Annotated in this window: 9 protein-coding genes and 14 tRNA genes; 2 read left to right on the forward strand and 21 right to left on the reverse strand. The window is 44.6% G+C overall.

Going from position 1 to position 13,536, the window contains the following annotated elements; translation table 11 throughout:
- Position 1: 1 nt before the first annotated feature.
- Positions 2-1,057, reverse strand: coding sequence for a spore coat putative kinase CotS (gene cotS, locus ACZ07B_RS06725; RefSeq protein WP_464877021.1), 1,056 nt, complete (start codon positions 1,055-1,057; stop codon positions 2-4).
- Positions 1,058-1,071: 14 nt separating this feature from the next.
- On the reverse strand, positions 1,072-2,205 hold the full coding sequence (gene cotSA / locus ACZ07B_RS06730) for a glycosyltransferase family 4 protein (protein ID WP_217000047.1): 1,134 nt from the start codon (positions 2,203-2,205) through the stop codon (positions 1,072-1,074).
- A gap of 189 nt (positions 2,206-2,394) precedes the next feature.
- Here cotSA and cotI point away from each other — a divergent pair, with 189 nt between their 5' ends.
- On the forward strand, positions 2,395-3,468 hold the full coding sequence (gene cotI, locus ACZ07B_RS06735; RefSeq protein ID WP_464877022.1) for a spore coat kinase CotI: 1,074 nt from the start codon (positions 2,395-2,397) through the stop codon (positions 3,466-3,468).
- A gap of 79 nt (positions 3,469-3,547) precedes the next feature.
- Complete coding sequence (locus ACZ07B_RS06740; protein ID WP_041340328.1) at positions 3,548-4,015, forward strand: TspO/MBR family protein; 468 nt, start codon at positions 3,548-3,550, stop codon at positions 4,013-4,015.
- 30 nt (positions 4,016-4,045) lie between these two features.
- Here ACZ07B_RS06740 and glgP read toward each other — a convergent pair whose 3' ends face one another.
- The 19 genes from glgP to ACZ07B_RS06835 form a co-directional block, all read right to left on the reverse strand.
- On the reverse strand, positions 4,046-6,442 hold the full coding sequence (gene glgP, locus ACZ07B_RS06745) for a glycogen phosphorylase GlgP (protein ID WP_464877023.1): 2,397 nt from the start codon (positions 6,440-6,442) through the stop codon (positions 4,046-4,048).
- Positions 6,429-7,883, reverse strand: a complete 1,455-nt coding sequence (gene glgA, locus ACZ07B_RS06750; RefSeq protein WP_464877024.1) for a glycogen synthase GlgA — start codon at positions 7,881-7,883, stop codon at positions 6,429-6,431. The genes glgP and glgA overlap by 14 nt, the downstream gene beginning before the upstream one ends.
- A complete protein-coding gene (gene glgD / locus ACZ07B_RS06755) occupies positions 7,880-8,911 on the reverse strand; it encodes a glucose-1-phosphate adenylyltransferase subunit GlgD (protein WP_004398841.1) in 1,032 nt (343 codons plus the stop codon). The genes glgA and glgD overlap by 4 nt, the downstream gene beginning before the upstream one ends.
- A 23-nt stretch (positions 8,912-8,934) precedes the next feature.
- Positions 8,935-10,077, reverse strand: coding sequence for a glucose-1-phosphate adenylyltransferase (locus ACZ07B_RS06760; RefSeq protein ID WP_268548156.1), 1,143 nt, complete (start codon positions 10,075-10,077; stop codon positions 8,935-8,937).
- Complete coding sequence (gene glgB / locus ACZ07B_RS06765) at positions 10,074-11,957, reverse strand: 1,4-alpha-glucan branching enzyme (RefSeq protein WP_268548155.1); 1,884 nt, start codon at positions 11,955-11,957, stop codon at positions 10,074-10,076. Before glgB ends, ACZ07B_RS06760 begins: the two co-directional genes overlap by 4 nt.
- 231 nt (positions 11,958-12,188) lie before the next feature.
- A tRNA-Glu gene (locus tag ACZ07B_RS06770) sits at positions 12,189-12,260 on the reverse strand.
- A 25-nt stretch (positions 12,261-12,285) separates the two neighbouring features.
- A tRNA-Ser gene (locus ACZ07B_RS06775) sits at positions 12,286-12,376 on the reverse strand.
- Between the two features lie 3 nt (positions 12,377-12,379).
- Positions 12,380-12,454: transfer RNA gene (locus ACZ07B_RS06780), tRNA-Asn, on the reverse strand.
- A 10-nt stretch (positions 12,455-12,464) separates the two neighbouring features.
- Positions 12,465-12,541: transfer RNA gene (locus ACZ07B_RS06785), tRNA-Ile, on the reverse strand.
- A gap of 15 nt (positions 12,542-12,556) precedes the next feature.
- Positions 12,557-12,630: transfer RNA gene (locus ACZ07B_RS06790), tRNA-Gly, on the reverse strand.
- A 10-nt stretch (positions 12,631-12,640) separates the two neighbouring features.
- Positions 12,641-12,716 (reverse strand) — tRNA-His (locus ACZ07B_RS06795).
- Between the two features lie 17 nt (positions 12,717-12,733).
- Positions 12,734-12,809: transfer RNA gene (locus tag ACZ07B_RS06800), tRNA-Phe, on the reverse strand.
- Positions 12,810-12,821: 12 nt separating this feature from the next.
- Positions 12,822-12,898: transfer RNA gene (locus ACZ07B_RS06805), tRNA-Asp, on the reverse strand.
- Positions 12,899-12,909: 11 nt separating this feature from the next.
- Positions 12,910-12,986: transfer RNA gene (locus ACZ07B_RS06810), tRNA-Met, on the reverse strand.
- Between the two features lie 17 nt (positions 12,987-13,003).
- A tRNA-Ser gene (locus ACZ07B_RS06815) sits at positions 13,004-13,096 on the reverse strand.
- Between the two features lie 6 nt (positions 13,097-13,102).
- Positions 13,103-13,179 (reverse strand) — tRNA-Ile (locus ACZ07B_RS06820).
- Positions 13,180-13,181: 2 nt separating this feature from the next.
- Positions 13,182-13,258 (reverse strand) — tRNA-Met (locus ACZ07B_RS06825).
- A 20-nt stretch (positions 13,259-13,278) separates the two neighbouring features.
- Positions 13,279-13,351, reverse strand: a tRNA-Ala gene (locus ACZ07B_RS06830).
- A gap of 5 nt (positions 13,352-13,356) precedes the next feature.
- Positions 13,357-13,433 (reverse strand) — tRNA-Pro (locus tag ACZ07B_RS06835).
- Positions 13,434-13,536: the final 103 nt, after the last annotated feature.

The raw sequence follows: 13,536 nt of genomic DNA on the forward strand, positions 1-13,536 counted from the left end.
GTCAATTCGCCTCCCGATACGCTTTTATCTTTTTATACAGTTCCGGCAGTTTATCCAAAAACGAATCTTTAGATTCTTCAACAGAAATCATGTTTTGCAGCGCCCAGTTATACTTCTCATCTGACCATGTTTTCTTTTGCTTCAAATAATATTTGTGCCCGATTGCACAGAACAAATGCGGAAACGCGAGATCAATCCAAAGTACCTCGTACTGTTTTTCTGTGAGCGGATACACTGCGTCGTAGGCCGCAAGCAGTGCAACCATGAAATCAGTATCCCATACAGAAAGCTTAACCATCACTTTATTCAGCAGAATACGAAGGTCTCTTGACGGCAAATCGTAGGTAATCGAGTGAAGCTCCTTTAAAAAAGGCTCCCCTTCGATCTCAGTCAAACGTGCCAATGTAAAATCCTGAAAACAGAATCCGCCATGCTCGAGCGTCTCTTTTGTCCAGGTTTCGTATTCTGAGTCATCAAGCGCTCTGAGAGCTTCTTTTCCTCTTGCCAGCATTTTATCAGCATGTTTTAAGAAAGTTTGCGAAAATACGTCATCAGGATAGGATGCTGCGATCTGCATATTCCCCTCCAGTTCCTGCAGCTTCCAACGGTACAATTTGTGCCATTTTCCCAGCCTGCTTCTCTTCTTGCTTTCATCTGTGCAAACATATCCTTTTGAGGCATGATGAAAATGGCCGGCAAATGACATGACTTTTTTCATTTGAACTGCATCATAGTAAATCATTTCTTTTCCTGTCACTTTGTCATATAAGCTGTAAGAAACCTGATCCGTGCCCAAGCAGCTACCGCCATTTTTTGTTTGATGAATCGGCGCTATAGCCAGCCCTTTCTCTTGTAAATGGGCGTGTGCCTGAGTGATAAAAAGCATCCGCTCCGGTTTCATTTGCGCTTCTTTTAGCAGCTTTGGGCCATGATCAGTTTCGACTTCCCAGATTTTGCGCCCGCTTTTGTTCGATTTCAGCGCCACATGGTCGATATGAAACGGATAATAGCTGAGAATTTCGGACACAATCTGTTCTTCATGCTCTTTTTGGTACACTCTGTTCACCCCTTCTATCTGTTCTTTTCATAGACGCTGAGCAGATTTTCAGCCACCCTCTGCCAGCCAAAATTACTTTCTGCCTCACGGCGGCTGTATTTCCCAAGCCGTTCCCGCTTTTCAGAGCTGCTCAGCAAATCATTGATGCGTTCGGCATATTGTTTAGGATTTTCAAAGTCATGAATGATGTAGCCGTTTTTCCCTTCCTCTATGACCTCTGGATTGCCTCCCCGATTGCTTGTAATAATAGGAAGTCCCGCAGCCATCGCTTCATAATGCACCCTTGCTAAAGGCTCCTGCCATTGCGAAGAGCATACAAATACATCTGACATGGTATAAAGGCGCGGAATGTCCTTTGGCTTCACAAATTGAATAAATGTGACATGATCCTTTTGCATCGCACCAAGGGTATGAAGATGTTTGACATAGTTATTTAATTCATTATCTCCGAACCATTTTGACCCGATAAACACCATCATGACATCGGGGTGCTCCTCAATGATGTCCGGCAAAGCCTGCAATAATATGTGCGGGCCTTTGACTTTGCTAAGCCGGCCGACAAACAAGACGATTTTTTTGCCGTGAAGCCCCAGCTCGCTTCGCATCTCTTCGCGAGCTCGCTGCCCTTCATTCGTCCAGCGAGGGTGGTACGCTTTTAAATCCACACCGGAATACACCGTTTTTGTTTTTGATCGTGCTGACGGAAAACGGCTTGTGATCGTCTGTCCGATATAATCGCTGACCGTAACAATCTGCGCTACGGAGTCGATGCAAATCTCGCCTTCCGCCTGGCTGATTTTATCGTAAGCGAACATTTCATTGTGAACGCTTAAAATAAAAACAGCATCCGGCGCCTGTTTCTTCCATTTCGGAACCCAGCTTGGGCGATTACAAACATGCACAAGATCAAAACGGCTCTTTTTCAGCTCTGCTCCAACGGCTTCTTCATAACGGTCTTCATCCAAATGCACATAATGGACACCGTCTACCTTCTCTCTATCAGCGAGATTCGGATCTTTAATAGAAAACACAGTCACCTCATGTTTTTTGGCAATTAAAGGGGCAACCGCTTCGAGGTAGATTTGAATGGCGCCTCCTCGAACCGATGGGACAGGAAGCTTCTCTGTGGCGATCAGTGCTATTTTCATACATAGCCTCCATTCCTGCATGATTTTTAACTAGTTAGAATCATGATACGGCTGAACAACCAACTTGTGCGGAATGGGACTGCCCTAAAAACAAAACGGGTAAACAACCAGATTCATCTATTAAATATAGTCAAATAACTCAATCATTTTTTCCTTTTGATTCATAAGGTAGGAGTAAAACAGGTAAGGATGTGTCCTTTAATGGCAGAAAACCATGAAGTCATTGAGGAGGGGAATTCATCAGAGCTTCCTTTATCAGCAGAAGATGCAAAAAAATTAATGGAGCTGGCTGAAAATGTGCTTCAAGGATGGGATGTGCAGACTGAAAAAATAGACGTCATTCAGGGAAACCAGATGGCGCTTGTCTGGAAGGTCCACACAGACTCCGGCGCGGTTTGTCTAAAACGAATACACAGGCCAGAAAAGAAAGCGTTGTTTTCCATTTTCGCGCAGGACTATTTGGCAAAAAAAGGCATGAATGTTCCTGGCATACTCCCAAACAAAAAAGGCAGCCTATATTCCAAGCACGGCTCATTTCTATTTGTCGTATATGACTGGATCGAAGGAAGGCCGTTTGAGCTGACTGTAAAGCAGGACTTGGAGTTTATCATGAAAGGCCTTGCTGATTTTCATACAGCTTCCGTCGGATATCAGCCGCCAAATGGCGTTCCCGTATTTACCAAATTAGGTCGCTGGCCGAATCACTACACGAAACGATGCAAACAGATGGAAACGTGGAAGCTGATGGCGGAGGCGGAAAAAGAAGATCCTTTCTCACAGTTTTATCTTCAGGAGATAGATGGCTTTATTGAAGACGGGCTGCGCATCAAAGACCAGCTTTTGCAGTCGACCTATGTTCCATGGACTGAACAGCTGAAAAAAAGCCCTAACCTTTGCCACCAGGATTACGGAACCGGAAATACACTCTTAGGGGAAAATGAACAGATTTGGGTCATTGACTTAGATACCGTTTCATTTGATCTGCCTATTCGCGATTTGCGCAAAATGATTATTCCGCTTTTGGATACGACGGGCGTTTGGGATGAAGAAACATTTAATGTCATGCTGAACGCATACGAATCCAGAGCCCCATTAACTGAAGAACAAAAACAAGTCATGTTTATTGATATGCTGTTTCCTTACGAGCTTTACGATGTCATTCGCGAAAAATACGTCCGCAAGTCTGCTTTACCGAAGGAAGAATTAGAATCAGCTTTTGAATATGAACGCATTAAAGCAAACGCATTGCGGCAGCTTATTTAAGACCATCATTTCCCCCGCATATCGGGGGTTTGATCTTTATAAGATAAAGGGTAATTAAATACATGCGGAGGTTGCAAATATGAAAAAGATTGTCGGCGCCATAGCGGTTTTTGTGATTACATATGCGCTGTTTTCAGCCGCAGGCTACCTGTTTCCTGTGGACCAAGAATGGTACAATTCATTGAAAAAACCGGACTGGACGCCAAGCGGAACTGCGATCGGCATCATTTGGGCCATCCTGTTTGCCCTGATCTCCCTTTCAGCAGCCATTGTATATGCTGCGTTTTCATTTAAAGGTGCGAAAAGCTTTTGGTTTACACTTTTGATAAATTACGTGCTCAATCAAGCCTTCAGCTATTTTCAGTTTACGCAAAAAAATCTGCTGGCTGCATCGCTTGACTGCCTGCTTGTCGCCATCACAGCAATCGTATTACTGATCATTGCCAAAAAATACAGTAGAGCCGCAAGCTATCTTCTTTTGCCTTATTTTTTATGGAGTGCATTTGCGACGTTCTTATCCTTTACAATCAATTCAATGAATCTGTGAACAAAAAAAGCCGCTTATACAGCGGCTTTTTTACATCATCGGCTTGATGCCCCAAATGTCCTTCGCATATTCCCGGATCGTGCGGTCGCTGGAGAAATATCCTGAATGAGCAATGTTTACAATCGAACGCTCAGACCATTTCCTTCGCTCTCGATAATCAGCTTGAATTCGCTCCTGTGCATCTGCATATGAGCTGAAATCCTTCAGCACAAAATACTCATCATTATGCGGAAGCAGCGAGTCAAAGATCGATTCAAATTCATCTGCTTCTCCTTCAAAAAAACCATTAATCAGCTGATCCGCTACCTGCCTGATTCTTCTGTCATGCTGATAATATTCCCTCGATCTATAGCCGCCGTTTTCCTGATACGATAGAACCTCATCCGCCTTTAAGCCGAACGTGTAAATACAGTCAGGGCCCACCCGCTCAAGGATCTCGATATTTGCGCCGTCATGCGTGCCGATCGTCAAAGCCCCGTTCATCATAAACTTCATATTCCCTGTACCAGACGCTTCCTTGCTTGCGGTTGAAATTTGCTCACTTACGTCTGATGCCGGAAAAATTCGCTCAGCCATAGAAACTCTATAATTTTCTAAAAAAACAACTTTGATCAGCTGTTTGACCGCTGGATCATAATTGACTTTTTCTGCGACAGAATGGATCAGCTTAATGATTTTCTTGGCATAATAATAGCTTGGTGAAGCCTTTGCCCCGAAAATAAAGGTTTGCGGGTAGATTGAAAACCCCGAATCCTCCTTGAGGCGGTTATACAAATACATAATGTGAAGAACATTCAACAGCTGCCGTTTATATGCATGAAGCCGTTTCACCTGTACGTCGAATATGCTCTCAGGGTTCACAACCACCCCGGCCGTGCAAAAAATCAAATCGGCAAGCTCTTGTTTTTTCTTGCTTTTGTTGTTTTGAAACCGTTCAATAAATGCAGGATCAGAGGCGTACGGTTCTAAACGGATCAGCGATTCCGGCTGTTTGACCCATTCATCGCCGATCGCCTCTGTAATGATGGCAGACAAGCCTGGATTCGCTTTTAACAGCCAGCGCCTGTGGGCAATTCCATTCGTCTTATTGTTAAAACGATTCGGAAACAGCAAGTGAAAGTCGCTCATCTCCCTTTCCTTTAATATATCGGAATGTATTTTTGCAACGCCATTTACACTGTAGCTGCCTACTATGGCCAGATGAGCCATTTTGACAACACCATGCGCTGTAATCGCCATGTCCTCTATCCTTTTCCAGTCTCCAGGATACTTTTCCCAAACTGCGCGGCAAAACCTCTCATTGATCTCTTCAATAATCATGTACATTCGCGGGAGCAGCGGCTTAAACAAATGAATCGGCCATTTCTCGAGCGCTTCTGACAATGTTGTATGATTTGTATAAGAAATCGTATGTACAGTGATATGCCAAGCTTCTTCCCAGCTCATGTTCTCTTCATCGAGCAAAATCCGCATCAGCTCAGGCACCGCAAGGGCAGGGTGAGTGTCATTAATATGAATGCTCACTTTTTTATGCAGGCCGGATAAAGATTTATGTGTTTTTCGGTAATTGTTCACAATGCTTTTTAAGCTTGCGCATACTAAAAAATACTGCTGCTTCAGCCGTAAAATTTTCCCCTCATCATGGGTGTCATCGGGATATAAGAATTCAGAAACCGCTTCTGTTTCCCGCTTATAAGACAAAATATTACCGCCGTGATAATGCGCATAGGGCTCGGCGTTCCAAAGCCTTAACGTGTTGACAGTGCCCGTTTCATAGCCGATGATCGGGATATCATAAGGAACAGCGGTAACAATTGTCGCTTGTTCGTGGCGAAAATGCAGGCGCCCGCTTTTTTCTGTCATATGGACTTCGCCCCAAAACGGCACGTCCACTGCTTGATCTGCATTCCTTACTTCCCATACGTTCCCGTTTTTCAGCCATTGCTCAGGCAGCTCCACCTGATGTCCGTCTACAATTTTTTGCTCAAACAAGCCATGCTTATAACGTATGCCCATCCCGTGCCCCGGCAGGTTCAACGAAGCAAGAGAATCTAAAAAGCATGCGGCCAAGCGGCCAAGCCCGCCGTTGCCGAGACCTGCATCGTTCTCTATCTGAAGGATTTCCTCTAAATTGATGCCGATTTCCTTTAAACCAGCTTCTACAACATCACGAACACCAAGATTCATTAAGTTTTGCTCAAGGAGCTGACCGAGCAGAAATTCGATTGATAAATAATATGTCTGCTTCCCGGAATTTGATCTGCTTTTTTCATTCGTTTCGATCCAATCAGCGCTGATATACTCTCTGACCATATTGCCCAACGTTTTATATTGATCCAGCTTGGCAGAATCTTTAAAGCTTTTTCCGCACGTCATTTCCAGACGCTTTAAAAATAAGTCTGCAAAGCGTTCTTTACTCGAGAACATCCCGTCCACTCCTTGTCACCTGCTCGAAAATACGCTGATACTCTTTAGCCGACTTCCTCCAGCTGTAATCTGCATTCATTGCGGTCTTCACGATGCTCTTCCATACATCCTGTTGGCGATAAAACGACAGCGCTCGTTCAATCGTAAATTTCAGATCATGCGCATTAAAGGCGGAAAACGTAAAGCCATTGCCCGTTCCCTCTTCCTCCTGATAGGCACGAACAGTGTCGTAAAGACCGCCCGTTTCCCTGACAATCGGAATGGCGCCATATTGAAGAGCTATGAGCTGCCCCAAACCGCACGGCTCAAATTTCGACGGCATCAAAAACATATCAGAGCCCGCATAAATTTGATGAGCTAGCGGCTCATCAAACCCGATATAAGCTCGGCACTTCTCATGAAAAGCAAATTCTGCATACCGGAAATAATCTTCAAATTCACGTTCTCCTGTGCCCAGCACAACCAGCTGTATGTCTTGCTCCTCAAGAAGTTCGTGCATAATTCTGCGGACAAGATCAAGCCCCTTTTGTTTAGTGAGCCTTGTCACCATACTGATCAGCGGAATATCATTTTTCTCTGGAAGCCCCATCCGCCGCTGAAGCTTCGTTTTGTTTTCCAACTTGCATGCAAGATCCCCTGAATCGTATTGCGCCTCTATATAAGGATCGCTTTTCGGCTGATAGAACGTATCATCAATGCCATTTAATATGCCGGTTACATTATTTTCCCTATATTGCAAAACCTGTTCCAACTGCTCACCATAATACGGAGTCAATATTTCATTTCTGTAAGTGGGGCTCACAGTTGTCACATGATCAGCCGCAATGATGCCCGCCTTCATAAAATTAACAAATCCGTTGCATTCTAACCTTTCATAATGAAAATGATCCATCTCAAGACCCAGCAAGTCATGTGTGACATCAGGAGGGAATATGCCTTGAAACTGCAGGTTGTGGATCGTGAGCACGCTTTTCATCCGTTCATATAAAGGATGTTTTCTGTACTCCTCTTTCAGCAAATAATTGACCATCGCTGTATGCCAATCGTGAGTATGAACAATATCGGCTTGAACATTCACAACTTTGGCAGCCTCCAGCACAGCTCTTGAAAAAAAGGCAAACCGCTCACCGTCATCATAATGCCCGTACAACGAATCCCTGTTGAAATAGTACTCATTGTCGATGAAGTAATAATTCACATCATCTTCGGCCATATGTTCAATTCCGCAATATTGCTGACGCCAGCCGACAGCTACCGTACACTCAGCCTTTTTTTTCATACGCTTTTTCCACGGTTCAGGTATTTGTCTGTACTTCGGCAGCATCACAGCTACTTCATTGCCTAATCGTGCAAGTGCCTTTGGCAGAGCACCTGCTACATCGGCAAGACCTCCTGATTTAACAAATGGGGTGCATTCTGACACAGCAAATAATATCTTCAAGAATTCATCAGCTCTCCTTGCACCAAACCTTTTCTTAATACAAGCGGCTGCTCAGCTGTTCCTGCAGCTTCCGTCGCCTTGCCGATTTTAACGTCCTTATCCGAAATGACCTGCTCAAGAAGACAATCCTCGCCAATCTGCGTTTTTTGCATAATAATACAGTTTTTCAGCTTCGTACCCTTTCCGACATGGACCGCCCTGAACAAAATGCAGTTTTCAACCTCTCCTTCAAGCACACAGCCGTTTGCCACCAAAGAATTTTTGACAGTGCTGTGTTTTCCGTATTTCGTCGGCGGTTCATCCTTCACTTTTGTGTAGATAGGCTGCTGCGGCAAAAACACCTGCTGCCAAAAACGGGGCTGAATGAGTTCCATACTGTGGGTATAATATTTTTCCACCGAATCAATAACTGCGGCATAACCTGAATATTCATAAGGGCAAATGGTCAGGGCGGAAGATTCCTTTTCAACAGCCTCCTGAATGGTTTTATAGCCTTTTTCACTATGTCCGTAGATCAGATCCTTTAAAAGCGTTGTTGACATGATATAGATTTGCAGCGACTGGCCGTCCTGAAATACCTCGGTGACGTCGCAGCCAACCTCCTGATGGCGTTTCAGCACATATTGAAATTGAATGTTGCATACGGTATGGCTGTTGGAGATTACAGCATATTGCTGAGTGCTTCTGTGGAAGTAATCTAGATGGTCCGAAAACTGGCGAAAGGAACCGAATTCATCGTATTCGTGATGAAGATGGGGAGACGGGAAAAAAAAGAGGCCGTCCTTTTTCCGGTGCAAATCCCATTCCTTACCCGCCCCAAGGTGATCCATGAGCGAACGGTAACGATACTTCGGAAAAATTGCAACACTCCTAATATCCGCATTCACCATGTTGGAAAGCATAAAATCAATCAGTCGGTACCTGCCGGCAAAAGGGATCGCCCCGAGCGACCGCTGTGCTGTTAAATCCTGAAGAGAATGCTTATATGTGGTTTCATCTATAACACCTAACATTTGATTATTGAACACTGACTCTGCCCCCTCTTCAGTAATTAAATCAATTCTTTTTCTACAAATTCCTCTGAAACGAGCAGCACCTCTTCAATGTCTTTTTCGGAGCGAATCACTGCGCCATCCGGCAGCACCATCCCATTAGGAACAATGGCATTTTCAATGACTACATGCTCCCCAATCGTCACATCCGGCATTATGACGGATGATGTAACAGTCGTATGCTTACCGACAGTCACACCTTGAAAAAGAACGGAGTGAGACACATTTCCATATACAACACAACCTTCGTTCACAAGCGAATCTTGAACCTGCGCATCAGATGAAATAAATTGCGGAGGCTGATTTGGATTGACGGAGTAAATTTTCCATTTGCGTTCAAACAGCTTCAGCTCCGAGTCCTCTTTTAACAAATCCATATTGGCTTCCCACAAGCTCTGCACCGTTCCGACATCCTTCCAATATCCCTTGAACGGATAAGCAGAAAGCTTCTTTTTCTCCTCCAAAAGCAGAGGAATAATGTCTTTGCCGAAGTCGTGGCTAGAATAAGGGTTTTGATCGTCCATCTCAAGATACTGTTTCAAAAGCGGCCAATTGAATATATAAATTCCCATTGAGGCAAGATTGCTCTTAGGGAATTTGGGCTTTTCATCAAAATGTGTGATCGTCCCATCTGGATTGGCCTTCATGATGCCGAACCGGCTTGCTTCTTCCCAGCCCACTTCGATGACAGGGATGGTCACATCTGCTTTCTTTTCAATGTGATAATCAAGCATTTTGCCGTAGTCCATTTTGTATATGTGATCTCCTGATAAAATCAGTACATACTCAGGATCATACTGATTCAAATAATTGAGATTTTCATAAATGGCGCTTGCCGTCCCTTTATACCATTTGACTTCTGATGACTCGGCATAAGGAGGTAAAACCGTCACGCCGCCATTATATCTATCCAGGTCCCATGCACTGCCGATCCCAATATAGGAATTCAGCTCAAGCGGCTGATATTGCGTTAAAATCCCGACTGTGTCTATGCCTGAATTAGAACAGTTGCTTAGGGTAAAATCAATAATCCTGTATTTTCCCCCGAAAGATACAGCCGGTTTGGCCATATTTTTTGTTAATCCGCTGAGACGGCTGCCCTTCCCGCCGGCAAGGAGCATGGCTACACATTGTTTTTTCATCTTTTTATCTCTCCTCTTTTTTTAACCGCCCGTAAAATCGAGATGCCGTAAGGGGGGATGGTCATCGTGATATAACACGGTTTATGATGAAGTGCTCCCTTTTTGGCCGATAATGGCTTTTTGTTGATTTGCCCTGAGCCTCCATATGTTTCACTGTCACTGTTAAGCACTTCAATGTATTGAGTAAAAAAAGGAACTCCAACATCATATTGATGATAGACCACGGGTGTAAAATTACAAATGATGACAAGCGCCTCACCGTGCTTTTTGCCATAACGAATAAAAGAAAAGATTGATTGTTCTTCATTATGGACATCAATCCATTCAAACGATTGTGCACGATGGTCATGCTCATAAAGGATTTTGCTTTTTTGGTAAAAGCGGAGAAGATCTTGCGTAAAAACGCTGGCTTTCTGATGCATGGGGAAGGAGTCCAAAAACCAATCAAGCTGTTCTGTATCTTTCCATTCATCAAATTGGGCAAACTCTGATCCCATAAAGATCAATTTCTTTCCGGGATGCACTGTCATATAGCCCAGCAAAAGCCGATACTGGGCAAATTTCTGCCAGTAGTCGCCAGGCATTTTATTAAGAAGTGATTTTTTTCCGTATACGACTTCATCATGAGAAAACGGCAATACAAAATGTTCACTAAACGCATATAGTAATGAAAAAGAGATAAGCTGATGACATTGCCGCCTTTCTTCGGGCGGCGTCTCCATGTATTTCAGTACGTCATTCATCCATCCCATATTCCATTTATAATGAAAACCAAGCCCCCCTTCCTCAACGGCACCTGTCACTTGAGGCCATTCTGTAGAATCTTCCGCAATCATCATCACATGTGGATATGCCTCTCTCATGGTTTGATTGAGTTTTTTTAAAAATTCAACAGCATATGGATTCGTGTGGCGTTCATCCTGATTTGGCCAATACAAGATATTAGCCACTGCATCAACCCTAAATCCATCTATATGATAGAATTCCGCCCAGTACAACGCATTCGAAATTAAAAAACTATGAACTTCCGGTTTTCCCAGGTCAAAGTTTGCCGTGCCCCATAACCAGTTCTCCCGATCACGTTCTTCTTTGTATTCATAAAGCGGTTCTCCATCAAACATATAAAGGCCATGTGCATCTTTACAAAAATGTCCGGGGACCCAATCCAAAATGACTCCGATATTTTGTTGATGACATTCATCAACAAACTTCATCAGATCATGCGGCGTGCCAAACCTGCTTGTCGGGCTGTAATACCCCGTTCCTTGGTACCCCCATGAACGATCATATGGATGCTCATACACCGGAAGCAGTTCAATATGGGTAAACCCATGCTCCTTGATATAAGGGATAAGCGTCTGACTTAATTCTTTATAGGAATAATGCCTGCCATCAGAATGCTTCTTCCAAGACCCAAGATGCAGTTCATAAATGAAAACAGGTTTTTCATACAGCGTCTTAGCCTTCTGTTTCTTTTGCCATTTTTGATCTTGCCAGCTATACCCTTCCAAATTGTAAGTAAGTGACGCTGTGTTTGGCCTGACTTCTGAATAAATAGCGTATGGATCTGCCTTCAGCCTGATCTCACCGTTATTCGTCACGATTTCATATTTATATCGTTCCTTTTCTCCTATACCTGGAATAAATAACGTCCAAATGCCATTATCATTCACTCTGTGCATCACATGCTCTTCTCCAGACCAGCTGTTAAAATCTCCAGCCACTCGTACTTCCGACGCATGAGGCGCCCACACACAGAATTCATATCCGCTTTTGCCATTTAGCTCGCGGTAATGCGAGCCAAACAGCTGATAGCTTTTAAACAGACTGCCTTCGTGAAAAAGATAAACATCATGTGCTGTCGGGCTGGCAGCGGCCATGTAATCATCCTTTCTGACATCATAGTTTTCATTTATAGTATTTATTCGAAGAAATAAAAAAAAGCCCTTTCCTGAAAGCGCTTATACTTATAGACAATTAACTTCATTTTCTGAAGAAAAACGAAATATATGGAGATATTTGTAGTCTGTTTTTAAAATAAAGAACAAAATCTAAGACATATCATGATTTAGAAAACAAAAAAACCTTGCACGATATGCAAGGCTTCTGGATGACCCGTACGGGATTCGAACCCGTGTTACCGCCGTGAAAGGGCGGTGTCTTAACCGCTTGACCAACGGGCCGATAATTATGATATCTGTAATCATATGGCGGAGAAGGAGGGATTTGAACCCTCGCGCCGCTTACACGACCTACACCCTTAGCAGGGGCGCCTCTTCAGCCACTTGAGTACTTCTCCATTTGGCTCCACAGGCAGGATTCGAACCTGCGACCGATCGGTTAACAGCCGATAGCTCTACCACTGAGCTACTGTGGAACAAAAGTCATGGTGGGCCTGAATGGACTCGAACCATCGACCTCACGCTTATCAGGCGTGCGCTCTAACCAGCTGAGCTACAGGCCCATGACGATATAGAAATGGAGCGGGTGATGGGAATCGAACCCACGACATCAGCTTGGAAGGCTGAGGTTTTACCACTAAACTACACCCGCAATTTTTATTTGGGGCGATTGATGGGAATCGAACCCACGAATGCCAGAGCCACAATCTGGTGCGTTAACCACTTCGCCACAACCGCCAAAATATATTGATAAATGGTGGCTCGGGACGGAATCGAACCGCCGACACACGGATTTTCAGTCCGTTGCTCTACCAACTGAGCTACCGAGCCTAAGTATTTAAATGGCGGTCCGGACGGGACTCGAACCCGCGACCTCCTGCGTGACAGGCAGGCATTCTAACCAACTGAACTACCGGACCATTTTAAAATTTGGTTGCGGGGGCAGGATTTGAACCTGCGACCTTCGGGTTATGAGCCCGACGAGCTACCGAACTGCTCCACCCCGCGATGATTAGGAATATGTATGGCGGAGGAAGAGGGATTCGAACCCCCGCGGGCTTTGACACCCCTGTCGGTTTTCAAGACCGATCCCTTCAGCCAGACTTGGGTATTCCTCCGTATAGTGGTGGACCTTGTAGGACTCGAACCTACGACCGGACGGTTATGAGCCGTCTGCTCTAACCAACTGAGCTAAAGGTCCATTGGTAGCGGCGGAGGGGATCGAACCCCCGACCTCACGGGTATGAACCGTACGCTCTAGCCAGCTGAGCTACACCGCCAAATATTTTTAGAAATCAAGTGGAGCCTAGCGGGATCGAACCGCTGACCTCCTGCGTGCAAAGCAGGCGCTCTCCCAGCTGAGCTAAGGCCCCAAGAATGGTCGGGAAGACAGGATTCGAACCTGCGACCCCATGGTCCCAAACCATGTGCTCTACCAAGCTGAGCTACTTCCCGATTTCATATCTATTCTATTAAAAGATATGGCGCGCCCGAGAGGAGTCGAACCCCTAACCTTTTGATCCGTAGTCAAACGCTCTATCCAATTGAGCTACGGGCG

It is taken from the genome of Bacillus sp. 9.4 (assembly GCF_055486415.1).

Coding starts and splice junctions, on each gene's coding strand:
- cotSA (WP_217000047.1), bottom strand. CDS start 2,205: ATGAAAATAGCACTGATCGCCACAGAGAAGCTTCCTGTCCCATCGGTT.
- cotI (WP_464877022.1), top strand. CDS start 2,395: ATGTGTCCTTTAATGGCAGAAAACCATGAAGTCATTGAGGAGGGGAAT.
- ACZ07B_RS06740 (WP_041340328.1), top strand. CDS start 3,548: ATGAAAAAGATTGTCGGCGCCATAGCGGTTTTTGTGATTACATATGCG.
- glgP (WP_464877023.1), bottom strand. CDS start 6,442: ATGTTCTCGAGTAAAGAACGCTTTGCAGACTTATTTTTAAAGCGTCTG.
- ACZ07B_RS06760 (WP_268548156.1), bottom strand. CDS start 10,077: ATGAAAAAACAATGTGTAGCCATGCTCCTTGCCGGCGGGAAGGGCAGC.
- glgB (WP_268548155.1), bottom strand. CDS start 11,957: ATGGCCGCTGCCAGCCCGACAGCACATGATGTTTATCTTTTTCACGAA.